Genomic DNA, 20,204 nt, shown 5'->3' with positions numbered 1-20,204 from the left:
CGGAAATTCCTGACAGGGGGATCTTTGATGATCAAATCTTTCGACGAGTATTGCCTTTTGTATTATTTTTTCTTACCGTTCACGATCTTCATTTCATCGATCAGGCGCTTACAGCCTGCATATTTATCGACAATGAACAGCACATAGCGCATGTCTACCATAATGTTACGGCATATCGACGGGTCGTAGTGGATATCGCTCATCGTCCCTTCCCACACGCGGTCGAAATTAAGCCCAATGAGGTTGCCTTTCGCGTCGATAGCAGGACTGCCCGAATTGCCTCCGGTCGTGTGGTTGGTACCAATGAAGCATACCGGCATCTTACCGTTCTCGCCATAAGGTCCGTAATCTTTTTTATTGTACAGGTCGATGAGCTTGGCCGGTACGTCAAACTCATAGTCACCCGGAATGTATTTCTCGATCACACCATCCAGGTAGGTCACCGGCTCGTAGTATGTAGCATCTTTCGGGGCGTAGCCATCCACTTTGCCGTAGGTCACACGCAGGGTGCTGTTGGCATCGGGGAATATCCGTGCATCCTTGGGGCTCAGCTCCAGTATGCCTTTCATATAAGTGCGCTGCAACGAAGCTATCTTCAGGTTGATCTCGTCATATTTGGGCGCTACTTTATTCGAGTAGGCATCGGCCATGGCCTTTATAAGCTGGTAACCTTTGTCGGCATTAAGCCTGGCAATAACCGTTTTGGCATCGCCTTCAAGCAATTCCTTCACGCCATTGAACGAGGTTAGCTTCGAAGTTCCGTAAACCGAAGTTGTAAGTGCCTTATAGTCGGCTCCTATAACCTCCTGCGGAAGGAACTGTTTCGGCGACTTGGTAGCATATAAAGCGATCAGCTGCTCGAACACCTTCTCGTCCACCTGCTTATTAAAGTCTTTGAACACACCTTCCAGCGCGGCAATGGTATTGGCTTTCCTGTCGGTAAACGATTGCTCGCCGCGGGCATTGTACACCTGATCCAGTTGGTAAAGGCGGTATCCTGTGGTCAGTAGCTCCGTGTTGCGCAGCGCTACTTCCATAAAATAGTCACGTGCCAGTGCGTACGGTTCGATCTCCCTGTAGTTTTTTTCAAATTCGGTGAACAGGTTACCGTATTCGGCCTGCTTTCCGGCTTTAGCTACTTTCGCCAGGAAATCTTTTTCGAATTTCTTTTTGATGGCCACCGCGTTCGACTTTTTAAGCCCCTGCGACTCCCCTATCCACTTTTTCCAGTAGTTGGCAATGCTGGCATACTTTGCAGCATATTGTATTTTAATGGCGTTGTCCTTACGCATGAAGCCATCGGCAACCTTCAGGGCTGCATCCCTTACTTCTATCTTCGCAGGGTTCAGCACATTTACGATCTGCTCCACAGCCACCGCAGGCAGGTATTCGGTAGTACGGCCCGGGTAGCCGAACACCATGGTAAAGTCGTTCTCCCTGACGCCGCCTATCGATACCGGGAAGAAGTGCTTCGGGGTATACGGTACGTTATCTTTAGAATATTCCGCAGGCTTATTGTCCTTGTTCGCATAGATCCGGAACAGCGAGAAATCGCCCGTATGTCTTGGCCATACCCAGTTGTCGGTATCCGAACCGAACTTACCGATCGATGACGGCGGCGCGCCCACAAGGCGTACATCTTTATAGGTCTCGGTCACGAAGAGCATGTACTGGTTGCCTTCGTAAAAGGTACGGATGCTGTTTTCCTGATATGTTTCTTTCGGCAATGATCTCGTAAGCGAAGCAATGTTTTCCTGTATCTTCTTTTGCCTGTCTTTTTCGGAAGTGATAGAATGTGTACCCTCCAGCACCTTGGTCGTCACATCCTCAATGCGGATTATAAAGGTCGCCTCCATGTCGGGGTTCGGCAATTCCTCTTCCATCGTCATTGCCCAAAAGCCATCGGTCAGGTAGTCATGGTCGATGGTAGAATGTGCCTGTATCTCGCCAAAACCGCAGTGGTGGTTGGTCAGCAGCAGGCCTTTCGGCGAGATCACCTCAGATGTACACCCACCGTTGAAGTGTGGTACGGCATCCTTAAGGCTGGAATGGTTTACAGAGTAAATGTCCTCTGCGGTCATTTTCATACCCAGGCTTTTCATTTCCTTTTCGTTCATCCCTTTCAGCAGGGAAGGTACCCACATGCCGCCCTGCTGCGCGTAGGCAGGAAGAACAAGCAATAGTACCAGTAAGCGTAATAGTTTCATAGTCTGTTTCGTTTTGTGCCGCAAGTTAATGATAATTGGCGAAAACCTTTTAGCCGGGAGGTTAAAAACAGGAACACGTTATCTTAGCGTGTTTTCCTTTTTCTGAATTACAAAATTATGCAGGATCATTATTAAATTTAGAAGCCTTTAACATTTGAATTCCTATTTTTGTTGTTAACACTTTTTTACGCCCCATGAAGCTGCTGATAGTAGAAGACGAGCCACAATTGCTTTCGCTGATCCGTAAAGGACTGGCTGAGCGCAACCATGACGTGAGCGCCGCACTCGACGGTACGACCGCATTGCAAATGCTGGAAAGCAGCAATTTTGATGTGGTGGTGCTCGATGTTATGCTGCCGGACATCAACGGTATCGAGATATGCCGCCGCCTGAGAGCTGCCGGGAATTATGTACCAATATTAATGCTCACAGCGCTCGACAGCAGCGAGAACATTGTCTCCGGCCTTAACTCGGGGGCAGATGACTACATGGCCAAGCCCTTTAAGTTCACCGAGCTCGAAGCACGCATCAATGCATTGGCACGCAGGGCAGGGCAAAGCCAAAAGCCTGCCGAGATGATCGTGGTAGACGACCTTGAAATGGACATGAACTCTAAAAAGGTTACCCGCGCCGGCGACGCGATACAGCTTACCGCAAAGGAATTCCTGCTGCTGTACTACCTCGCAAAAAATTCAGGCATCATCCTTTCGCGCGAAAAGATACTCGACAACGTTTGGAACATTAATTTTGACATGAATACCAATGTGGTTGATGTGTACATTAACTACCTTCGCAAAAAAATAGACAAGCCTTACGAGCACAAGCTCATCCATACCATAAAAGGGTTGGGCTACGTGATAAACCCATAATATGCAGATACGCAAGAAGATCACCATTACCTATGTTGCCCTTTCGGTCTTCAGCACGCTGCTGCTCTGCATTATCGTGTTTTTCCTTTTCCGGCAGAACAACAGCTATTATTTCCTGAAAAGGCTGCAGGACCGTGCCAAGATCGTGGCTTCGATACATTACCAGCATGATCCGGTAAAGGCAGAATACTTCAGGGAATTCAAAGCTAACGGGCTGGAGGAAATGATCAACGAGAAAGACTATGTGCTGCGTGTTAACGGCACCAACTCTTTTGAGTATAACACCGACCTCCACCTCTCCCCCGACTTTTACCAGGCGGTAATGCGCAACGGCTCCGGATGGGAGCAGGAAGGCCACCAATATTATTATGCCCAGATATTCAACGAAGGGCGCAACCAGTACATGGTCATTGTTACCGCGCGCGACAGGCGGGGCAACACATCGAGCCTGTACCTTACACGCATTATGATCTTTGGTGGGTTGGCATTTGTGATATTGGCATATTTCCTTGGACGCTTCCTGGCACGCAGGGTTATAGCCCCCGTGGCGAGGATCACTAAAGAAGCCAACCGCATAAGCGCTTCCAACCTGCACAACAGGCTTCCACTGGCAGGCACGGAAGATTCGGACGAGATGGCCGACCTTACACGCACCTTTAACGATATGCTCGACAGGCTGGAAACGTCGTTCGAGATACAGGCCAACTTTATTAATAACGCGTCGCACGAGCTGAAAACGCCCATAGCCACCATAATGGCCGAAAGCGAGATTGCCCTCCTGAAGGAACGTACTACAGAAGAATATAGCGCGTCACTCGAAAGCATTGGCCGCCAGGCAACACGCCTTTCCAATCTTACCGAGAGCCTGCTGAAGCTTACCCAGACCGGCTACGACGGGCAAAAACAGGTACAGGACGTGACCCGCATCGATGAGCTGCTGATGGATGTGAAATGCGACCTTGACAGGCTGTATCCCGGCAACCGCATAAGCATTATACTGGGTATAATGCCGGACGACGACTCTTTGCTGATACTCCCGTGCAACAAGCCTTTACTTGAACTGGCGATAGGGAACATCATTGCCAATGGCGTAAAATATTCTGACAATAATGAGGTATTCGTAAACCTTATGGTAGAACGCAGCGCGATAAAGATAGTGATCTCCGACATCGGCATTGGCATCCCTCCGGAAGACATCCCTTATTTATACGAACCTTTTTTCCGCGGCAAAAAAGCATCTAAGTATACAGGTTACGGGCTGGGGCTGCCATTGGCCATGAAGATCATCCGTATGCACAGCGGCGAGCTGCAGGTACAGTCAGAGCCAGACAAAGGCACCGTAGTTACCATAACCTTTAGCCGGGCCAACATTAAAAACGCTAATGTGAGATCTTAGGATCTTCTAATGTTATTTTAAACCCGCTCTAAACTGCGGGTCGTTGTTTTGTGGTATAAACTTAAAACGCCTATACCATGAAAAGCATCCTTATACCCTCAGTCCTTGAAAATGACACGCTTCATGCCATCGATACGGCTATCAAACATGCCAAAGGAAAAAGCAGCAACATTGTGTTGCTTACCCTGACCGATACGCCCGACGCGTGTTCGGCCGCCGAATATTTAAGGAAAACCCGAAGGCCGCTTACCGCTGCGCAATCGGAACTGTTAGAGGAGTGCGGACGCAGGGTCGCGGCATCGGCCAATTGCACCCTTGAGATACGCCACCAGTACGGCCTTACATCGGCTTTGCTTCGCAACCTGCTGGAGTACCTGGGTACCGAAATGATCATATTATCCCCATCCTATAAAGCAGAAAAAAGAAAGATCCACACTTACTTCTGCAAGCTTGTGGCCGGCTGCAAAAAACCGATCCTCCATCTCGGCAACGGCAGCGAACAGCCTGAGTTCAATAAGGCACTGTATATTGAGCGTAACAATGCCCAAATTGACATCCGGGAGCTGCAGCAGCTGGTTAACAAGCAATTTGATTTCAGGATCGTGACCCGTGCCAGCGTTGCCGAAGAGCACAACCCGGGTGGCTTCGCACCTTTTGTGAACGAAGCCATAGAAAAGAACGGCATCGACCTGCTGATCGAGACCCGCAAGCCTAAGGCGGTCACCCGCAGGATCGAGGTGACCGATACCTACGGGCTCCCCCTGCTCTCCATACATGAAGAGGCGGCGAGGGTATAATATTAATTCCTAATAAACGAAAAGACTATGCTGCTGAATAAGAAAATACCCATGAAATACGTGCTCGGTAAAATACGTGTCGAGCTTGTGCTGGTGATCGCCTATACGGTACTGTTCGAGGTCATCCACCATTTTTACCATGCCATTTCCATCAACATACCCATAGCGGTGCCAACGATCATAGGTACGATCATATCGTTGTTGCTGGCATTCAAGTCCAACCAGGCGTATGACCGCTGGTGGGAGGCGCGCATTGTATGGGGTGGCATTGTGAACGACTCGCGTACGTTACTGCGACAGGTGATCGCATTTTATAAAGACCCGGATTTTTCTACCGAGGCCCACGACTATAAAGAGCGCTTTGCCAAGAGGCAGGCGGCATGGTGTTATGCATTGGCACAGGCACTTCGCGGAAAAGACCCCTACAAACCATTGACAGGGCTGCTTAACGAAAAGGAAATGCGCTTTGTAAAGAACCACAGGCACGTGCCCAATGCCCTCCTGATGCTGCATGCAAAGGAGCTTAAGAAAGCCAAAGAAGAAGGTAAGATAAACACCTATCAACAGGTGGAGATCGATAACACCCTGACCAGGCTGTGCGACCACATGGGTAAATGCGAACGAATAAAAAACACCATTTTCCCAACAACCTACAGTATGTACATCCGCTTTACTTTGTGCCTGTTCATCCTGCTGCTGCCGTTCGGGCTTACCGATTACCTGGGCTGGATGCAGATACCGGTGATCGCGACCATAGGCGCGGCGTGCTTCCTTATCGAGAAGATGGCCATACACCTGCAGGACCCGTTTGAAAGCAGGCCGACCGATACGCCGATGATAACCATATCGACAAATATTGAAAATAACCTCATGCAGATGGTATACGAATACCGCGATGAGTTTGATGACGAGGCAATGCCACAGGTATCGCGACACATAGAGCCTGTGAAGAACGCCTATTTTGTTTTGTAGCTTTGTTTTATTTACTCCGATAGGGTCCTGCTGTTTCAGCAGGGCTCTTCTTTTTAGTAGAATCACTATCTTCACGGAGTAATTTTGCCGCCAATGTTTAAAGACATCATTGCCCACATGAAGAAGTTCATCAGCCTTACTGAGGCCGAAGAAGAACTGCTTATATCCTACCTGACCGTAAAAGAAGTTAAGAAAAAAGAGCAACTGCTGCGGGCCGGAGAAATTTGCCAGGAGAATTATTTTATCATCAAAGGCCTTTTCAGGCTGTACCTGATCACTTCAAAAGGTGCGGAACAGGTAATACAGTTTGGCATAGAAGGCTGGTGGATAACCGAATACCACAGCTACAAGAGTGGGATGCCATCGGGTTTTTACCTTCAGGCCGTTGAAAACGCTACAGTGATCGCGATCAACAGGAATACCCAGGAGGAGCTTTTCGGGAAACTACCGCAACTGGAAAGGTACTTTCGCTTTGTGCTGGAAAAAGCCTACGCCGCACAGCTGATGCGCATCCACTACATCTTCAACCTTACCGGCGAAGAGCAGTACCGCATGATGGTAGAAAAATATCCCGCATTCGTACAGCGCATACCACAATACATGCTGGCATCGTTCTTAGGGATCACGCCGGAATTCCTGAGCATGCTGCGGGCTAAGAAATGATTTTTTTTCAGCTTGCTAACTTTCTTAAACTACCTTAAGTTTTTTGCGGCGGCTAAGGCGGAACTTTGTCCTGTAATTATAAATCAATATGATCATGGACACAAGAATGAACCTTTTTACCGTAGTACCCGATGGCTATAAAATGATGATGGAACTCGAAAGATACATCGCAGGCACATCGCTTACAAAAACCCACAAAGAATTGATAAAAATACGCGCATCGCAGATAAACGGCTGTGCCTTTTGCCTCGACATGCATACCAAAGATGCCCGCAAGTATGGTGAGACCGAGCAGCGCATCTATACTGTGAGCGCCTGGAGGGACACACCCTTCTTCACCGAAGAGGAGCAGGCCCTGCTTTCCCTTACAGAAGAAGTGACCCAAATTTCGAACCACGTTTCGGACAGTACATACAACCGCGCCGTAACTGCTCTGGGCGAAAAATATGTGGCCGAAGTGATCATGGCTGTGGTAGTCATCAACGGATGGAACAGGATCGCCATAACAACCGGAATGCAGCCTAAGTAATTGGTTTTTTAGTTTTTAGAATTATAATATCCCGGCATGCATGTCGGGATATTTTTTATATTTGGCTAAACCAAAACCAACTGCCATGAAACTGAAATTTATTCTGCGCACTTTATTAGTGTGCATCATTGGGTCGCTATCCCTGTCATGTTCTGAAGATGATGGCGGCACGTTATCCTGCCGTACTGCCGAAGTATCGATGAAAATTAACGGCGAGCTGCATACCTACATAAATTCCGGATACGGGATTGACATGATCTGGGGGACTAACGGCCACGAATTGACCTTGTGGTTTGACCGTGACGGAATGCCCAATGAAAATATGATACTAACCATGCGGTATAAGAAAACGGGGCATAATGTAATAGATGCGCTGTCCTTTGACCATTTTGACGAAAACCATACAGGCGAATACAACCTTATCAATGAAAACATTGATACCCATGTAAAGATCAACCGGCACACGTGTTTTTATGCTACATTTTCCGGCACATTCATGGCCGGTGGCGAAGAAATGACCGTTACGGACGGTATCATTAGCGTTGTATATGACGACCCTTTGAGCCAGCAGTAGTATTTTTACATCTATGCTCCGCCAATGCCGGGGTCGACAGAATCTTTAAAAGTTAAAGTTTACCTAAATCCTATATTTATGTTACTTTTGCTTTTATCTATTCTAAAATAACATGAGAAAACTGGCCAATAATGAGCTGGGGCGCATGAGCATTGCCGATTTTAAGGCTGCCGAAAAAACGCCCCTCATACTTGTGCTGGACGATATCCGCAGCCTGCACAACATCGGGTCGGTGTTCCGCACGGCCGATGCCTTCCTTGTGGAGAAGATCTACCTGTGCGGCATTACGGCCACTCCCCCAAACAAAGAGATACACAAAACAGCCCTTGGCGCTACCGATACCGTAGCCTGGGAATACCAAAAGAACGTGCTGGATGTAATTACTTCACTACAGTCTGAAGGTGTGGAGGCCTGGGCCGTAGAGCAGGTGGAAGGCGCTGTGTACCTCAACGATTTTGAACCCGAAGAAGGCCGTAAATATGCCCTGGTTTTTGGCAATGAGGTAAAAGGCGTGTCGCAGGAAGCCATACAACAATGTACCGGATCAATAGAGATACCGCAACTCGGAACTAAACATTCCCTCAACATTTCGGTAAGCGCGGGTGTTGTAGTATGGGATATATTTCAAAAAAACTATACAAACCACGCACGGTAGCATATTTACCTATTTTTACAAGATGAAGATACCATTACCAATACTGAATACAAACACTCTCTTTTCGAAATCGTTTTCATTCCTGCTGCTTATCCTTGCAACAACGTTCGCCGCCGCCCAGGACCAGCCACCGGTGGTAACGGCATCTGGCGATCAGATATACTGCCCCGGTTCGCAGTTGCCTATAGTTACCTCATTCAACATTGTTGATCCCGATGATAGCATGACCGATGCCATTTACATACAGATATCATCTGGCTATGTGAACGGGCAGGACATGCTTGTCATGACACCGGCGATACCCAATGTGACCACCACCTGGAACGCCACATCGGCCAAGCTGATCATACGCGGTGTTGGCGGCATGGAGCTTCCCTATTCCACGTTCATACAGGCGGTGCAAAATGTAAAGTACAGCAGCACTTCGGCCAACCCTGCGGGATCGCGTTCCTTTTCGATCACCGTAGGAGAAGCCAACTACCTGCCATCAACAGGACATTACTATCGCTTTATATCACAGCCGGGGATCAGCTGGACAGCAGCGAGGACCGCGGCACAAAGCAGCAACTATTACGGCCTTCAAGGCTATCTTGCCACATTGCTTTCGGCCGAAGAAGCACAGTTATGCGGCGAACAGGCGACCGGCACAGGATGGATAGGCGGCAGCGACATGCAGACCGAGGGTGTTTGGCGCTGGATGACCGGCCCCGAGGCAGGAACCGTTTTTTGGAACGGCGGCGTTAACGGCTCTACCCCCAACTTTGCCTTTTGGAACAATGGTGAGCCTAATAATTCCGGCGAAGAAGACTATGCACACATAACTGCTCCGGGCGTAGGCATACCCGGCTCATGGAACGACCTGCCTAATGCGGGGAGTACAGGCCAATATGCGCCAATGGGCTACATAGCCGAATATGGCGGCATGCCGGGAGACCCGGTCCTTAACATATCAGGCAGCACGGTGATCAATATGCCAAAGATAATTGCCAGCACCCCGGGATCACGCTGTGGCGACGGCACCGTTAACCTATCGGCAGTAGCAAGCTACAATGCTGATGTGCATTGGTACACCAGCGCAACAGGAGCAACAGAAACAGGCACAGGCGCTACATTTACCACACCTGTACTAACAACTACAACGACCTACTACGCATCTGCTTTTGACAGCAGCTGTACGACCGCTCCACGCACCGCGGTAGTGGCTACCGTAAACCCGCTGCCAACCGTTACTACAACATCACCTGTTATCAACATCTGCCAGAACAGCACGGCTACATTGCAGGCCACACCATCTTCTGGATCGGTAACATGGTACACAACGGCTACCGGCGGCACACCCGTTGGGACCGGCACCAGCTTTACCACACCCATCATTCCGGCGACTACCTCCTACTTTGCCGAAGCCCTGTCGGCCCAAGGCTGCCCTTCAGCTACACGAATAGAAATAACGATCAATACCAGTCCACAGCCTACGGTTGCGATACCCACACCCACCGCTTTGTGCGGACAGGGAAGTGTAACGCTGCAGGCTACACCGTCCGCGGGAACTGTAAGCTGGTATACCACAGCAACAGGCGGAACGGCGATAGCGACAGGCAACAGCTATACCACCCCAACCCTCACTGCCACTACGACCTATTATGCCGAAGCCAATGACAATGCGTGCATTTCCGCGGCAAGACAGGAAGTAACGGTTACGGTGAACCCGATACCGGTGATCAACATGATACAACCGGCTACAGTATGTGCAGGGCAGCCTGCTACCCTTACGGTCAATATAGCGACCGGGGCAATGATCAATTGGTACGATGCCGCCACGGGAGGCAACTTATTAGGAACAGGCTTTCCCTTTACCACGGCACCAATAAATGCTACTACAACTCTTTATGCCGAGGCTGTAGGATATGTAGGCGGATGCCTCTCTAACGGGCGTACAGCGGTAGAAATTACCGTTACCCCGCTTCCAACGCTTACAGCAATAACGCCCGTAACGACCTGTAACGGAAGCCCGGCCACATTGCAGGCAACACCTGCTGCAGGTGCGACAGTAAGCTGGTATACCACAGCGACAGGTGGTACATCGGTGGGCACAGGCGATACCTTTACAACACCCGCAATTACTGCAAATACGACCTATTATGCCGAAGCTGTTAGCGGAACCTGCGTTTCAGCAACACGAACAGCGGTACTTATCAATGTAAGCACATTGCCTACCCTTACGGTTACGAACCCGCCTGCCCTCTGCGGCGGCGGAACAGCCATATTGCAGGCAACCCCATCGGGAGGTGTGGTAAACTGGTACACTGATGCGACCGGAGGAACATCCATCGGCACAGGGAACAGCATTACGAGCCCGCTTGTAAATACGACCACTGTATTTTATGCCGAAGCGGCCAACGCAGGATGCAGCTCTGCAGCGAGGCAGCCCGTAACGGTTACGGTACAGCCGCTGCCTGCCATCACATCGACTACGAACGGTGTGATCTGCGCACAGGGTACGGCTACATTAAGCGCTGTTGCTGACACGGGGATTATCAACTGGTATGCCACTGCAACGGGCGGGGCGATACTGGCAACAGGCGATACATTTACCACACCGGTATTGACCGCTACGACAAATTACTATGCCGAAGCCATAAATCCTGAAGGGTGTGCTTCATCTGGCCGTACTGCCGTAGAAGCTTTGGTGTTGCCGTTGCCTACCCTTACCATAGTAGCAACTGCCGACTCGTGTGGCCCTGTAACGGTAACACTGGAAGGCACGCCATCGGCTGGGACGATAGAATGGTATGACGCGCCAACAGGCGGCAACCTGATAGGAACAGGCAACAGCATTCAAAGCCCTGTCATTACTGCCGATGTTACTTTTTACGCACAGGCTGTGAATAATGGGTGCGCTTCAACATCGCGCGAACCCGTAACTGTTTTTTATCGCGACCTCCCTGTGATCGGACCGGATGAAGATGTAATGTTCTGTGAAAATGGCGATACCGACCTGGATGCCGGCGTAACGGGAGTAACATACCTGTGGTCTACAGGAGAAACTTCGCAGATCATTACGATCGATGAAGCCGGAGTGTATACTGTAACAGTGACCAACCCTTTTGGCTGTACCGCCGAAAGGACTTTTACCGCGACAACAATTGATGCGGCTAATATAAGGATCGTTGCCGTAAATACGGATGTTGCCATAATACTAATGGAGAACAATGATCCTGAGAATTATGAATTCTCGATGGATGGAGGTCCAATGCAGGATTCCAACCAGTTTAACGGAATGACGAGCGGCTACCACACGGCATCGGCAAAGTCACGTACAGACTGTGGGGAAGATTTTTATAACTTCATCGTCTACCTGATACCGAAATTTTTCACGCCGAACGGCGATAACATAAACGACGTATTCACCCTGGCGGGAATGCAGACATTCCCTGAGGCTACCGTTGACATTTTTGACCGATACGGCAAGCTCATCACGCAACTGAGCCGCAGGAACCGCAGCTGGGATGGCACCCATAATGGCGCACCACTACCCGCGACCGATTACTGGTATGTGGTAAAAATTGATGATGCAACGCCGGAAATAAAGGGCCACTTTTCGCTGATGCGATAAAGCGAAAGCCGGGAATTTCACTGATCATACAGTTACAAAAGGTGCGTCATTCCGCACCTTTTATAATTTCCAATAATCCTGAAGGGTGATGGATAATGTGATCAGGGGAGTGTTGTGTAACGGCAGCTTCGGTATCGTATCCCCAGCTGACCCAGGCGATCTGCACACCGGCCTTTTTGCAGGCAATAACATCGCGCGATTCATCGCCAACATAGACTATTTCTGAGGCTTTGAGTTTTTTATCTTTAAGGAAACGCTTCAGCATTTTATCTTTCCCAAAGATCTTGCCTGAAGTATAAATATCGTCCACAGTAATTTGGTGCAGCGCAAAGAATTCCTCAATGTTGGCTTTGGAATTAGAGGAAAGCAATGCGAATGGCATTCCCTTATCAGAAAGCTCCCCAAGCATCTCTATTATTCCTGTGTTGAACTGAAGTGTAGGGATGATGGCTTTATATTTACGTAACGCTTCAGCCACCAAAAAGGGCAGCTTGTAAATTGGTACATTTAAGTACCTGCACCTTTCGGGGATGCTCATGCCACGCAGCTGCCCTATGTTTTCGGGTGTCATGAGGAGGTAGCCCCGTTCCTGCGCTATTTCATTATACAGAGAGAGGAAAGCGGCACGGGAATCGACCAGCGTTCCGTCAAAATCAAAAACAATATACTTATACATTTTATCAAAATAAAAAACCACACAGGGGACCCTGCATGGTGTAAGTCGGTCAAGGAATGCTATTGTTACTAAAATAACCCGAATTTCTTCTTACAGGTATTCTTCCTGTGGATATCTATGATCTCGCCGATGTTGTATTTATCGAACTTCTCCATCAGTGCATCCCTGCCTTTTTTCAGCTTATAGTCCATTTCTTCGGCATACAGCGGGACCATGGATAGCACGCTGATCACCTTGTCGCCGGTATCGATAAAGGTAAATTCCTCACTCATAGTATAACCTGCCAGCAGGATCACGCCTTCAAAGTTACAATTATCAGACATCGGCTGCGGAGGGTTACCGTTGGCTATGGTATGCCCCTCGCCTATCCACGTGCCATAAAGGTGCGGGAAACGGGCTAGAGTTTTCAGCTGGCGGATGGGCCAGTAATTATCTTCATTTTCAAAGTCCTCCTGTGACAGCTTCCAGTCCGCCGGCAACAGGGCATATATTTCGGCATAAGCGAGATCCTCTGCACCCTCCGGCACATTCATCGGCAGGCTGCTAAGGCCTGAGGTAAGCAAAATGTGGAAGTCACGCTCTTCATTAGCCTTTATCATATAGATGTCGATATGTACCTTGTCAGAAATGATCTCGTGGAACACTGTAATATCCTCATCGTCAAAAAAACGCTCCAGGTGCTCATCAATATGGGACACGGTATCGGCATCGCCCATAACAGGCTCAATGTCGCGGTCAAGGGCTTCGTACTTATAAATTGGGGTTCCCGATTCGGAGTAGCCTTCCGGTTTTAGTTCTTCCATTGGTTGGTATTGAATGATGTTTTGTAAATATACGGAAATCCTAATTTACATGGCCTTCGCTAATTAAATTTAACCACATAGGCACATAGTTTTATAGTTCTTCATTAGCATAAAGTGGTTATAGTGAAACATAGTTAAGCGAAGCTTCAGGCTCTGTGCCGCTCAATTACATTTTATGCGCGTCAGCTAAGAGCTTATGTATCTATATGATTAAATTTTAATCCGTTAAAATTAAGGCAGTCACTAAAGCTTTGATCCATCTTGTGAAAATGTGCTGTTAAGATCACCTTGTCACTTTAGCATTGATCTGTTCCAATAGCCAAATGTAATCCTCCTGGCTATTCACGAAATCACGGTCGGTCACATCGATGATCAATACATTAAGGCCTGTTTGCGACTTGATGTAATCCAGATAACCCTGGTTGATGCTTTCGAGGTAATCGCCCTTAATGTCCTGCTCATAGCTTCGTCCGCGCATCCTTATGTGGTGCAACAGGCGGTCAGTGCTTTGGTACAGGTATACGTACAATCCCGGCTTGCGCATCTCTTTATACATGATATCGAACAGCTTGCGGTACAGGCGATACTCATCCTCGCCTAAAGTCACTTTCGAGAAAATAAGAGACTTGAAGATATGGTAATCGGCTACCACAAAATCGCGGAACAGGTCGAACTGCGCGAGGTCGTCGCTTAGCTGCTGGTAGCGGTCGGCCAGAAAGGACATTTCGAGAGAGAACGCATACCGTGCCTGGTCCTTGTAAAATTTGGGAAGGAATGCGTTATCGGCAAAGCGTTCCAATATCAGCTTGGCGTTAAAGTCTTCGGATATTTTTCCGGCCAGGGTTGTCTTGCCTGCTCCAATATTCCCCTCTATGGCAATGTAATTGAAGGTGTGCGGCTGCATGCCGGCAAATGGCGCGGGCAGCTGCATCACGAGATCGCAACGGTTGGTGTCGCCGCTTTGGGCTATCAGGGCATTTACATCTTTGTTCAAAACCGGGTGTATCCAGTCGTGGGCGATATCGCGCATGGGCAGCAATACAAAGTTACGCTGCTGCATTCGCGGATGCGGGATGTGCAGATGCTCCTCTTCTATCACCTCATTGTTAAAGGAAATGATGTCAATGTCGATGGTGCGCGAGGTGTGCCTTTCGGTAGCGCTGCGCACCCTTCCGCCCTCAAGCTCGGCTGTAAGGAGCGCATTGAGCAGTTCGCGGGCGCTTTTGGAGGTGTGCACCGTAATGGCACAGTTGTAAAAATCATCGCCCTCGAACCCAAATGCGGGATTCTCATAAATGCCTGAAACAGCTGTAACCGTGGCGATCTTAGCATGAATGGCATTGATGGCCCATTGCAGGTTGGCAAGCCTGTCGCCCATGTTGCTGCCGAGGGATAAAATGGCGGTGTTCTGGAATTTCATAGGATGCAAAGTAAGTAAACATTCGGGTGCCATGGTGGGTTGTTGATAAGTTTGAAGAATGAGAAAGTTCAGCACGAATTACACAAATCCCACTAATTTCTACTTTTTATGCTTAAAACACGAACCATTTAGGATACTCATATTTGGATAATTATATAATTCGTGGCACACAATTTAAAAACTCCATGGCATTGTAACATATTGATTAGTTTTGCTACTTATTACATATCTAAATAGTAAATACATATGCAGTTTTTAAAAAATGTACTGGCTACGCTCGTAGGCCTGTTCCTGTTTTGCTTTTTGTTCTTCATTATCATTGTGCTGATAGGCGTTGCAGCGGGTGGCAGTGATAAGGATACCGTACAGGTAAAGGACAATTCGGTAATAGAGCTCGACCTGAGCAAAGTGACCGAGGATTACTCCGGGTCATTCTACAACGATAAATACAGCTTCCTAAACTCTGAGCCGAAAGAAGGGCTGACAGATGTACTGAAAGCCATAAAGGCAGCTAAGGATGATAAGCGCATCAAGGGCATTTCGATAACCAACAACATGAGCATGCTGGGCATTGCGCAAATGAAATCCCTTCGCGACCAGTTGGAAGACTTCAAGACCTCGAAGAAATTCGTGGTGGCTTATGCCGATAATTATTCGCAAAGCGATTACTACCTCAACTCGGTAGCCGACACACTTTACCTGAACCCGATCGGCGAGGTTGACTTTAAAGGGCTTTCATCGGAAGTGATGTTCTTTAAAGACCTTCAGGAAAAGACGGGCATAAAGATGGAAGTGATACGCCATGGCAAATACAAAAGTGCCGTAGAGCCGTTCCTTGCCAATGAGATGAGCCCTGAGAACCGCGAGCAGATCACCTCAATGCTCAACAGCATCTGGGGATCTATAGCGAAAGACATTTCCAAAAGCCGTAAGATATCGCTGGACAGCCTGAACAGCATTGCCGAAAACCTTAACGGCCGCACGCCCGAACTGGCTAAGCAGCATAACCTTGTCGATAAGATAGGATATGAAGATGAATATAAGAGCGGCATCAAAAAGGCGCTCAAGGTTAAAAAAGACGAAGATTACAACTCAGTAGACATCCTTGACTACGTGACCGCTACATCTCTTAACGATGTATTCCCGGATGCCAAAGATGACATTGCCATCATTTATGCCCAGGGCGAAATTACCGGCGGCGAAGGCAGCCTGACCAGCATTGGCGAAGACCCGATGCGCGAATCGTTCAAAGCCGCACTTGAGGATGACAGAGTGAAAGCCATTGTGCTCCGCGTAAACTCACCGGGAGGAAGCGCGCTGACATCGGAACTGATATGGAGGGAAGTAGAACTTGCCAAAAAGAAAAAACCTGTAGTGGTCTCTATGGGCAACTATGCCGCATCGGGCGGATACTACATTTCGTGCGGCGCCAACCGCATTTTTGCCGAGCCGGGCACCATCACCGGATCGATAGGCGTATTTGGCGTACTGCCCAACCTTAATGAGCTTTCGGGCAGGGTGGGCATACACACCGAGCAGGTAAGAACGCACAGCAATGCTTCGGGGTATAGCGTGTTCACGCCGCTGCAGCCAGCAACCCGCGAGATCATACAGCAGAGTGTAGAAAAAATATACTCCACCTTTGTAAACCGCGTTGCAGCAGGCAGGAAAATGAGCTTTGAACAGGTAGATGCCATTGCACAGGGCCGTGTATGGACCGGTGCCGAGGCTCTGGAAAAAGGACTGGTAGACGAACTGGGCGGGCTTGACGATGCCGTGAAATATGCCGCCAAACTTGCTAAGATTAAGACCTACAGGACGGTTGACTTCCCGGAATATGAGATAAACTTCGAAAAGATACTGGCCAACCTTACCGGGATGCCTTTTGCCAAAACCAAAGAAGACTTCATTAAGGAAGAGGTGGGCGAACAAAATTACCAAATGATCGAGCGCATAAGGAGGGTAAGCCAGCTGAGGGGCGTACAAGCCATCATGCCGTATGAGATAACTATCAGGTAAGGTCTTAACGGGAATAAATTTAACCACATAGGAACATAGGTTTAATAGCTTTAGACATTCAGGAAGAGACAGAACACTTAGTTTTGAGGCATTGCTTCAACTATGTAGCCCTTTAAAACCTAATGAAAATGTGTGAGGCAACAATAAACTATGTGACTATGTGGTTTTTATATTTTATACTTGAAAAATTAAGCTGTTACTACTACCTTTAAGGCAAATATTACAAAATTGAATTATGGTTAAGAAGATCCTCAAATGGACGGGAATTATCCTCCTTGTTCTAATAATCGCACTGGCTGCAGCGCCTTTCCTTTTTAAGAATAAGATAAAAGAGATGGTCGCCAAAGCCATCAACGAGCAGGTGGATGCCACCGTGGCATTCGAGGACGTTAGCCTGAGCCTGTTCAGCAGTTTTCCAAAAGCGAGCGTGACCGTAGATAAGCTGAGCATCATCAACAAGGCACCATTCGCCGGCGATACGCTGGTATACATGGGCCAGCTGAACCTAGACATGTCCATCAAGGAACTTTTTAAGGGCGAAGGCGAACCTATGAACGTAGAGTCGCTTAGCACAAAGGACGGTGTTATCAATATCCTTTTCAATAAGGACGGTGTTGGCAATTTTGACATCGCCATAAAAGATGATAAGGAAAAACCGAAAGACGATAAAGAGAGTAAACCTTTCGCGCTAAGCGTACAGGATTATAAAATTGAGAACCTGCGTTTTAAATATTATGACGAGCGCTCCAAAATAAAAATGGTGATCGACAGCCTGAACCACGAAGGCAAAGGCAACTTCGCGGCAAGCAAACTCGACCTTGATACCAAAACTACAGCGAAACTTTCGCTCGACATGGACAAGACCAACTACATGCGCAACGTGGCACTGAAACTTGATGCGGTATTGGGCCTTGACCTTGACAAAAGTATTTACACGTTCAAAAATAACAAGGCGCTCATCAACCAGCTGCCATTGGAGTTTGACGGAAGCGTGGGCCTTTTGGATACCGGCCAGCAATTTGACCTGACCTTCAAAACGCCAACCTCATCATTCAAGAACTTTTTGGGGCTGATACCGGAAGCCTATTCGGGCAACCTTGCCAATGTAAAAACCGAAGGCGACTTTACCATCAACGGAAAAGTGAACGGCCTTAACGGCGATAACAGCGTACCGAAATTCAACATTGCTATCGCTTCGAACAATGCATCGTTCAAATACCCGGACCTGCCCAAATCGGTAGAGAATATAGTGATCGACACCAAGATCATTAACGAGACCGGCTCGCTGAACGACACGTATGTAAACCTTGACAAGTTGTCGTTCCGCATTGACCAGGATGTTTTCGATGCCAGCGCGAGCATTAAGAATATTGTAGAAAATCCATTGGTGGATGCCAAACTGAAAGGCACCGTAAACCTGACGAACTTCGGGAAGGCCTATCCTGTGAAGCTGGACATGCCGCTATCAGGGATGCTAAAGGCCGATGTGGAAACAAAATTTGATATGCAGGCGGTAGAGAAAAGCGAGTATGAAAAAATACAGAACAATGGTACTATCAGCCTAAGCGGGTTCAATTATTCGGGTGACGGGCTGGCAAAGCCTATCGTTATCAACCAGGCAGATGTAGCCTTTAACCCAAGCCGCATTACCCTGAGCCGCTTTGATGCCAAAACTGGCGGATCGGATATTTCTGTAACCGGTACGCTGGAAAACTTTTACGGATTTATCTTTAAAGACCAGGTGCTGAAGGGCAATTTCAACATGAATTCCAACAAGCTGCAGGTCGCCGACTTCATGGCTCCGGAGACGAAAACGACCACCACTAAAAAAGAGGATGGTGAAACGGTAAAGAAAACAACGACCACGGCCGATGCCGTAAAGATCCCCGCGTTCCTGGACTGTACCATAACTGCCAAAGCCAATACGGTGGTGTACGACAACCTGAACCTGAAAGATGTTTCGGGAAAAATGATCATAAAGGATGAAGCGGTAAAGATCGAGAACCTAAAGACCAATATCTTTGGAGGGCTCATCTCGGCCAGCGGTAATGTATCTACCAAAGGCGCTACACCTACCTTTGCCATGGACCTTTCGCTGAACAGTGTGGACATTACGCAGTCGTTCACGCAACTGGAGATGCTGAAGTCCATAGCGCCGATCGCTGACATCATTAACGGCAAGCTGAACACGACCGTTAAGTTCTCGGGGAACCTCGATCCTAAAGAAATGACGCCAAACCTTACATCTATGACCGGCGACCTGATGGGGCAGCTGCTTTCGACATCGGTCAATCCGGAAAAGTCGAAAGTACTGACAGCGCTGACAAGCAACCTGAAGTTCCTTGACCTGAGCAAGCTGAACCTGAACCAAAAGATCGGTCTTACTTTTGAGAACGGTAAAGTGAACATCAAGCCATTCACCCTCAAGTACCAGGACATTGCCATCAATATCAGTGGGCAGCACGGTTTTGACCAGACAATGAACTATAAAGTAGGGTTTGACGTTCCGGCCAAATACCTTGGCACCGAAGTGAATAAGCTGCTGGCTACCTTAAAAACCGATGGAAGTAAGATTAGCATCCCTGTAAATGCAGTGATCACAGGCAACTTCAAAAACCCTAAAGTGAGTACCGACCTTAGCAAATCGGTTACCAGCCTTACTACGCAGCTTGTACAGCAGCAAAAAGATAAATATGTGAATCAGGCGCAGGACAAGGGCAAAGAAGTTTTGGGCAACATTTTGGCCGGCAACAAGAACCCACTGAATACAAAAAAGGACTCAACCGGTACTACCAAAACTCCTACCAACCAGGAAGTGAAGCAACAGGTAGAAGAAAAAGCCAAGGAAGGCGTGAAGAATGCCGTGAAGGACCTGTTTAAAAAGAAAGAGAAGAAAGACCAGAAATAGAGTTGCCGGTTGATGGTTGTCAGTTGACAGCCTGCTCCGGAACATGGATAAATACTATAGAGCCTTTGCAATGCAACGGCTCTATAGTTATATGTTTTCGGCA

General features: G+C 48.2%; 15 protein-coding genes. 11 read left to right on the top strand and 4 right to left on the bottom strand.

Going from position 1 to position 20,204, the window contains the following annotated elements:
- Positions 1-62: 62 nt before the first annotated feature.
- On the bottom strand, positions 63-2,207 hold the full coding sequence (locus ACT6R0_RS07115) for a S46 family peptidase (protein ID WP_444653048.1): 2,145 nt from the start codon (positions 2,205-2,207) through the stop codon (positions 63-65).
- A 194-nt stretch (positions 2,208-2,401) separates the two neighbouring features.
- Between ACT6R0_RS07115 and ACT6R0_RS07110 the strand changes: the two genes are divergently transcribed.
- The 9 genes from ACT6R0_RS07110 (at position 2,402) to ACT6R0_RS07070 (ending at position 12,275) form a co-directional block, all read left to right on the top strand.
- Positions 2,402-3,076: a response regulator transcription factor gene (locus ACT6R0_RS07110; RefSeq protein ID WP_444653050.1), complete on the top strand. Its 675-nt coding sequence runs from the start codon at positions 2,402-2,404 to the stop codon at positions 3,074-3,076.
- A gap of 1 nt (position 3,077) precedes the next feature.
- Positions 3,078-4,472, top strand: coding sequence for a sensor histidine kinase (locus ACT6R0_RS07105; RefSeq protein WP_444653051.1), 1,395 nt, complete (start codon positions 3,078-3,080; stop codon positions 4,470-4,472).
- Positions 4,473-4,549: 77 nt separating this feature from the next.
- Positions 4,550-5,269 (top strand): hypothetical protein, encoded by a 720-nt coding sequence (locus tag ACT6R0_RS07100; protein WP_444653053.1) that lies wholly within the window; start codon positions 4,550-4,552, stop codon positions 5,267-5,269.
- 51 nt (positions 5,270-5,320) lie between these two features.
- A complete protein-coding gene (locus ACT6R0_RS07095) occupies positions 5,321-6,241 on the top strand; it encodes a bestrophin family protein (protein WP_444656201.1) in 921 nt (306 codons plus the stop codon).
- A gap of 93 nt (positions 6,242-6,334) precedes the next feature.
- Positions 6,335-6,904 carry a Crp/Fnr family transcriptional regulator gene (locus ACT6R0_RS07090; protein ID WP_444653055.1) on the top strand — a complete coding sequence of 190 codons (570 nt, stop codon included), beginning with the start codon at positions 6,335-6,337 and terminating at the stop codon, positions 6,902-6,904.
- Positions 6,905-6,998: 94 nt separating this feature from the next.
- Positions 6,999-7,433 (top strand): carboxymuconolactone decarboxylase family protein, encoded by a 435-nt coding sequence (locus ACT6R0_RS07085; protein WP_444653057.1) that lies wholly within the window; start codon positions 6,999-7,001, stop codon positions 7,431-7,433.
- An 85-nt stretch (positions 7,434-7,518) separates the two neighbouring features.
- Complete coding sequence (locus ACT6R0_RS07080; RefSeq protein WP_444653059.1) at positions 7,519-8,007, top strand: hypothetical protein; 489 nt, start codon at positions 7,519-7,521, stop codon at positions 8,005-8,007.
- A 112-nt stretch (positions 8,008-8,119) separates the two neighbouring features.
- A complete protein-coding gene (locus ACT6R0_RS07075; RefSeq protein WP_444653060.1) occupies positions 8,120-8,662 on the top strand; it encodes an RNA methyltransferase in 543 nt (180 codons plus the stop codon).
- Positions 8,663-8,684: 22 nt separating this feature from the next.
- A complete protein-coding gene (locus ACT6R0_RS07070) occupies positions 8,685-12,275 on the top strand; it encodes an Ig-like domain-containing protein (protein WP_444653061.1) in 3,591 nt (1,196 codons plus the stop codon).
- 46 nt (positions 12,276-12,321) lie between these two features.
- On the opposite strand, the gene ACT6R0_RS07065 is transcribed toward ACT6R0_RS07070, so the two are convergent.
- The 3 genes from ACT6R0_RS07065 to folK all read right to left on the bottom strand — a co-directional run bounded on the left by ACT6R0_RS07065 (position 12,322) and on the right by folK (position 15,174).
- Positions 12,322-12,951 (bottom strand): HAD-IA family hydrolase, encoded by a 630-nt coding sequence (locus ACT6R0_RS07065; protein ID WP_444653062.1) that lies wholly within the window; start codon positions 12,949-12,951, stop codon positions 12,322-12,324.
- A 68-nt stretch (positions 12,952-13,019) separates the two neighbouring features.
- Positions 13,020-13,754 carry a suppressor of fused domain protein gene (locus ACT6R0_RS07060; protein ID WP_444653063.1) on the bottom strand — a complete coding sequence of 245 codons (735 nt, stop codon included), beginning with the start codon at positions 13,752-13,754 and terminating at the stop codon, positions 13,020-13,022.
- Between the two features lie 283 nt (positions 13,755-14,037).
- The gene (folK, locus tag ACT6R0_RS07055) at positions 14,038-15,174 is read right to left on the bottom strand and encodes a 2-amino-4-hydroxy-6-hydroxymethyldihydropteridine diphosphokinase (RefSeq protein ID WP_444653064.1); all 1,137 of its coding nucleotides are present in this window, start codon (positions 15,172-15,174) and stop codon (positions 14,038-14,040) included.
- 246 nt (positions 15,175-15,420) lie between these two features.
- On the opposite strand from folK, the gene sppA reads away from it, so the two are divergent.
- Both sppA and ACT6R0_RS07045 read left to right on the top strand, forming a co-directional pair.
- Positions 15,421-17,193: a signal peptide peptidase SppA gene (gene sppA / locus ACT6R0_RS07050; protein WP_444653065.1), complete on the top strand. Its 1,773-nt coding sequence runs from the start codon at positions 15,421-15,423 to the stop codon at positions 17,191-17,193.
- 235 nt (positions 17,194-17,428) lie between these two features.
- Positions 17,429-20,101 (top strand): AsmA family protein, encoded by a 2,673-nt coding sequence (locus tag ACT6R0_RS07045; RefSeq protein WP_444653067.1) that lies wholly within the window; start codon positions 17,429-17,431, stop codon positions 20,099-20,101.
- Positions 20,102-20,204 lie beyond the last annotated feature (103 nt).

This window comes from Flavobacterium sp., from assembly GCF_052437795.1.
GTDB lineage: Bacteria > Bacteroidota > Bacteroidia > Flavobacteriales > Flavobacteriaceae > Flavobacterium.
Note: the sequence above shows the minus strand (reverse complement) of the source record. Positions and strands in the feature narration are given on the sequence as shown.

What these genes read in the sequence shown, in the direction of transcription:
- ACT6R0_RS07115 (WP_444653048.1), bottom strand. Translation starts at nt 2,207, where the DNA reads ATGAAACTATTACGCTTACTGGTACTATTGCTTGTTCTTCCTGCCTAC.
- ACT6R0_RS07110 (WP_444653050.1), top strand. Translation starts at nt 2,402, where the DNA reads ATGAAGCTGCTGATAGTAGAAGACGAGCCACAATTGCTTTCGCTGATC.
- ACT6R0_RS07105 (WP_444653051.1), top strand. Translation starts at nt 3,078, where the DNA reads ATGCAGATACGCAAGAAGATCACCATTACCTATGTTGCCCTTTCGGTC.
- ACT6R0_RS07100 (WP_444653053.1), top strand. Translation starts at nt 4,550, where the DNA reads ATGAAAAGCATCCTTATACCCTCAGTCCTTGAAAATGACACGCTTCAT.
- ACT6R0_RS07095 (WP_444656201.1), top strand. Translation starts at nt 5,321, where the DNA reads ATGAAATACGTGCTCGGTAAAATACGTGTCGAGCTTGTGCTGGTGATC.
- ACT6R0_RS07090 (WP_444653055.1), top strand. Translation starts at nt 6,335, where the DNA reads ATGTTTAAAGACATCATTGCCCACATGAAGAAGTTCATCAGCCTTACT.
- ACT6R0_RS07085 (WP_444653057.1), top strand. Translation starts at nt 6,999, where the DNA reads ATGGACACAAGAATGAACCTTTTTACCGTAGTACCCGATGGCTATAAA.
- ACT6R0_RS07080 (WP_444653059.1), top strand. Translation starts at nt 7,519, where the DNA reads ATGAAACTGAAATTTATTCTGCGCACTTTATTAGTGTGCATCATTGGG.
- ACT6R0_RS07075 (WP_444653060.1), top strand. Translation starts at nt 8,120, where the DNA reads ATGAGAAAACTGGCCAATAATGAGCTGGGGCGCATGAGCATTGCCGAT.
- ACT6R0_RS07070 (WP_444653061.1), top strand. Translation starts at nt 8,685, where the DNA reads ATGAAGATACCATTACCAATACTGAATACAAACACTCTCTTTTCGAAA.
- ACT6R0_RS07065 (WP_444653062.1), bottom strand. Translation starts at nt 12,951, where the DNA reads ATGTATAAGTATATTGTTTTTGATTTTGACGGAACGCTGGTCGATTCC.
- ACT6R0_RS07060 (WP_444653063.1), bottom strand. Translation starts at nt 13,754, where the DNA reads ATGGAAGAACTAAAACCGGAAGGCTACTCCGAATCGGGAACCCCAATT.
- folK (WP_444653064.1), bottom strand. Translation starts at nt 15,174, where the DNA reads ATGAAATTCCAGAACACCGCCATTTTATCCCTCGGCAGCAACATGGGC.
- sppA (WP_444653065.1), top strand. Translation starts at nt 15,421, where the DNA reads ATGCAGTTTTTAAAAAATGTACTGGCTACGCTCGTAGGCCTGTTCCTG.
- ACT6R0_RS07045 (WP_444653067.1), top strand. Translation starts at nt 17,429, where the DNA reads ATGGTTAAGAAGATCCTCAAATGGACGGGAATTATCCTCCTTGTTCTA.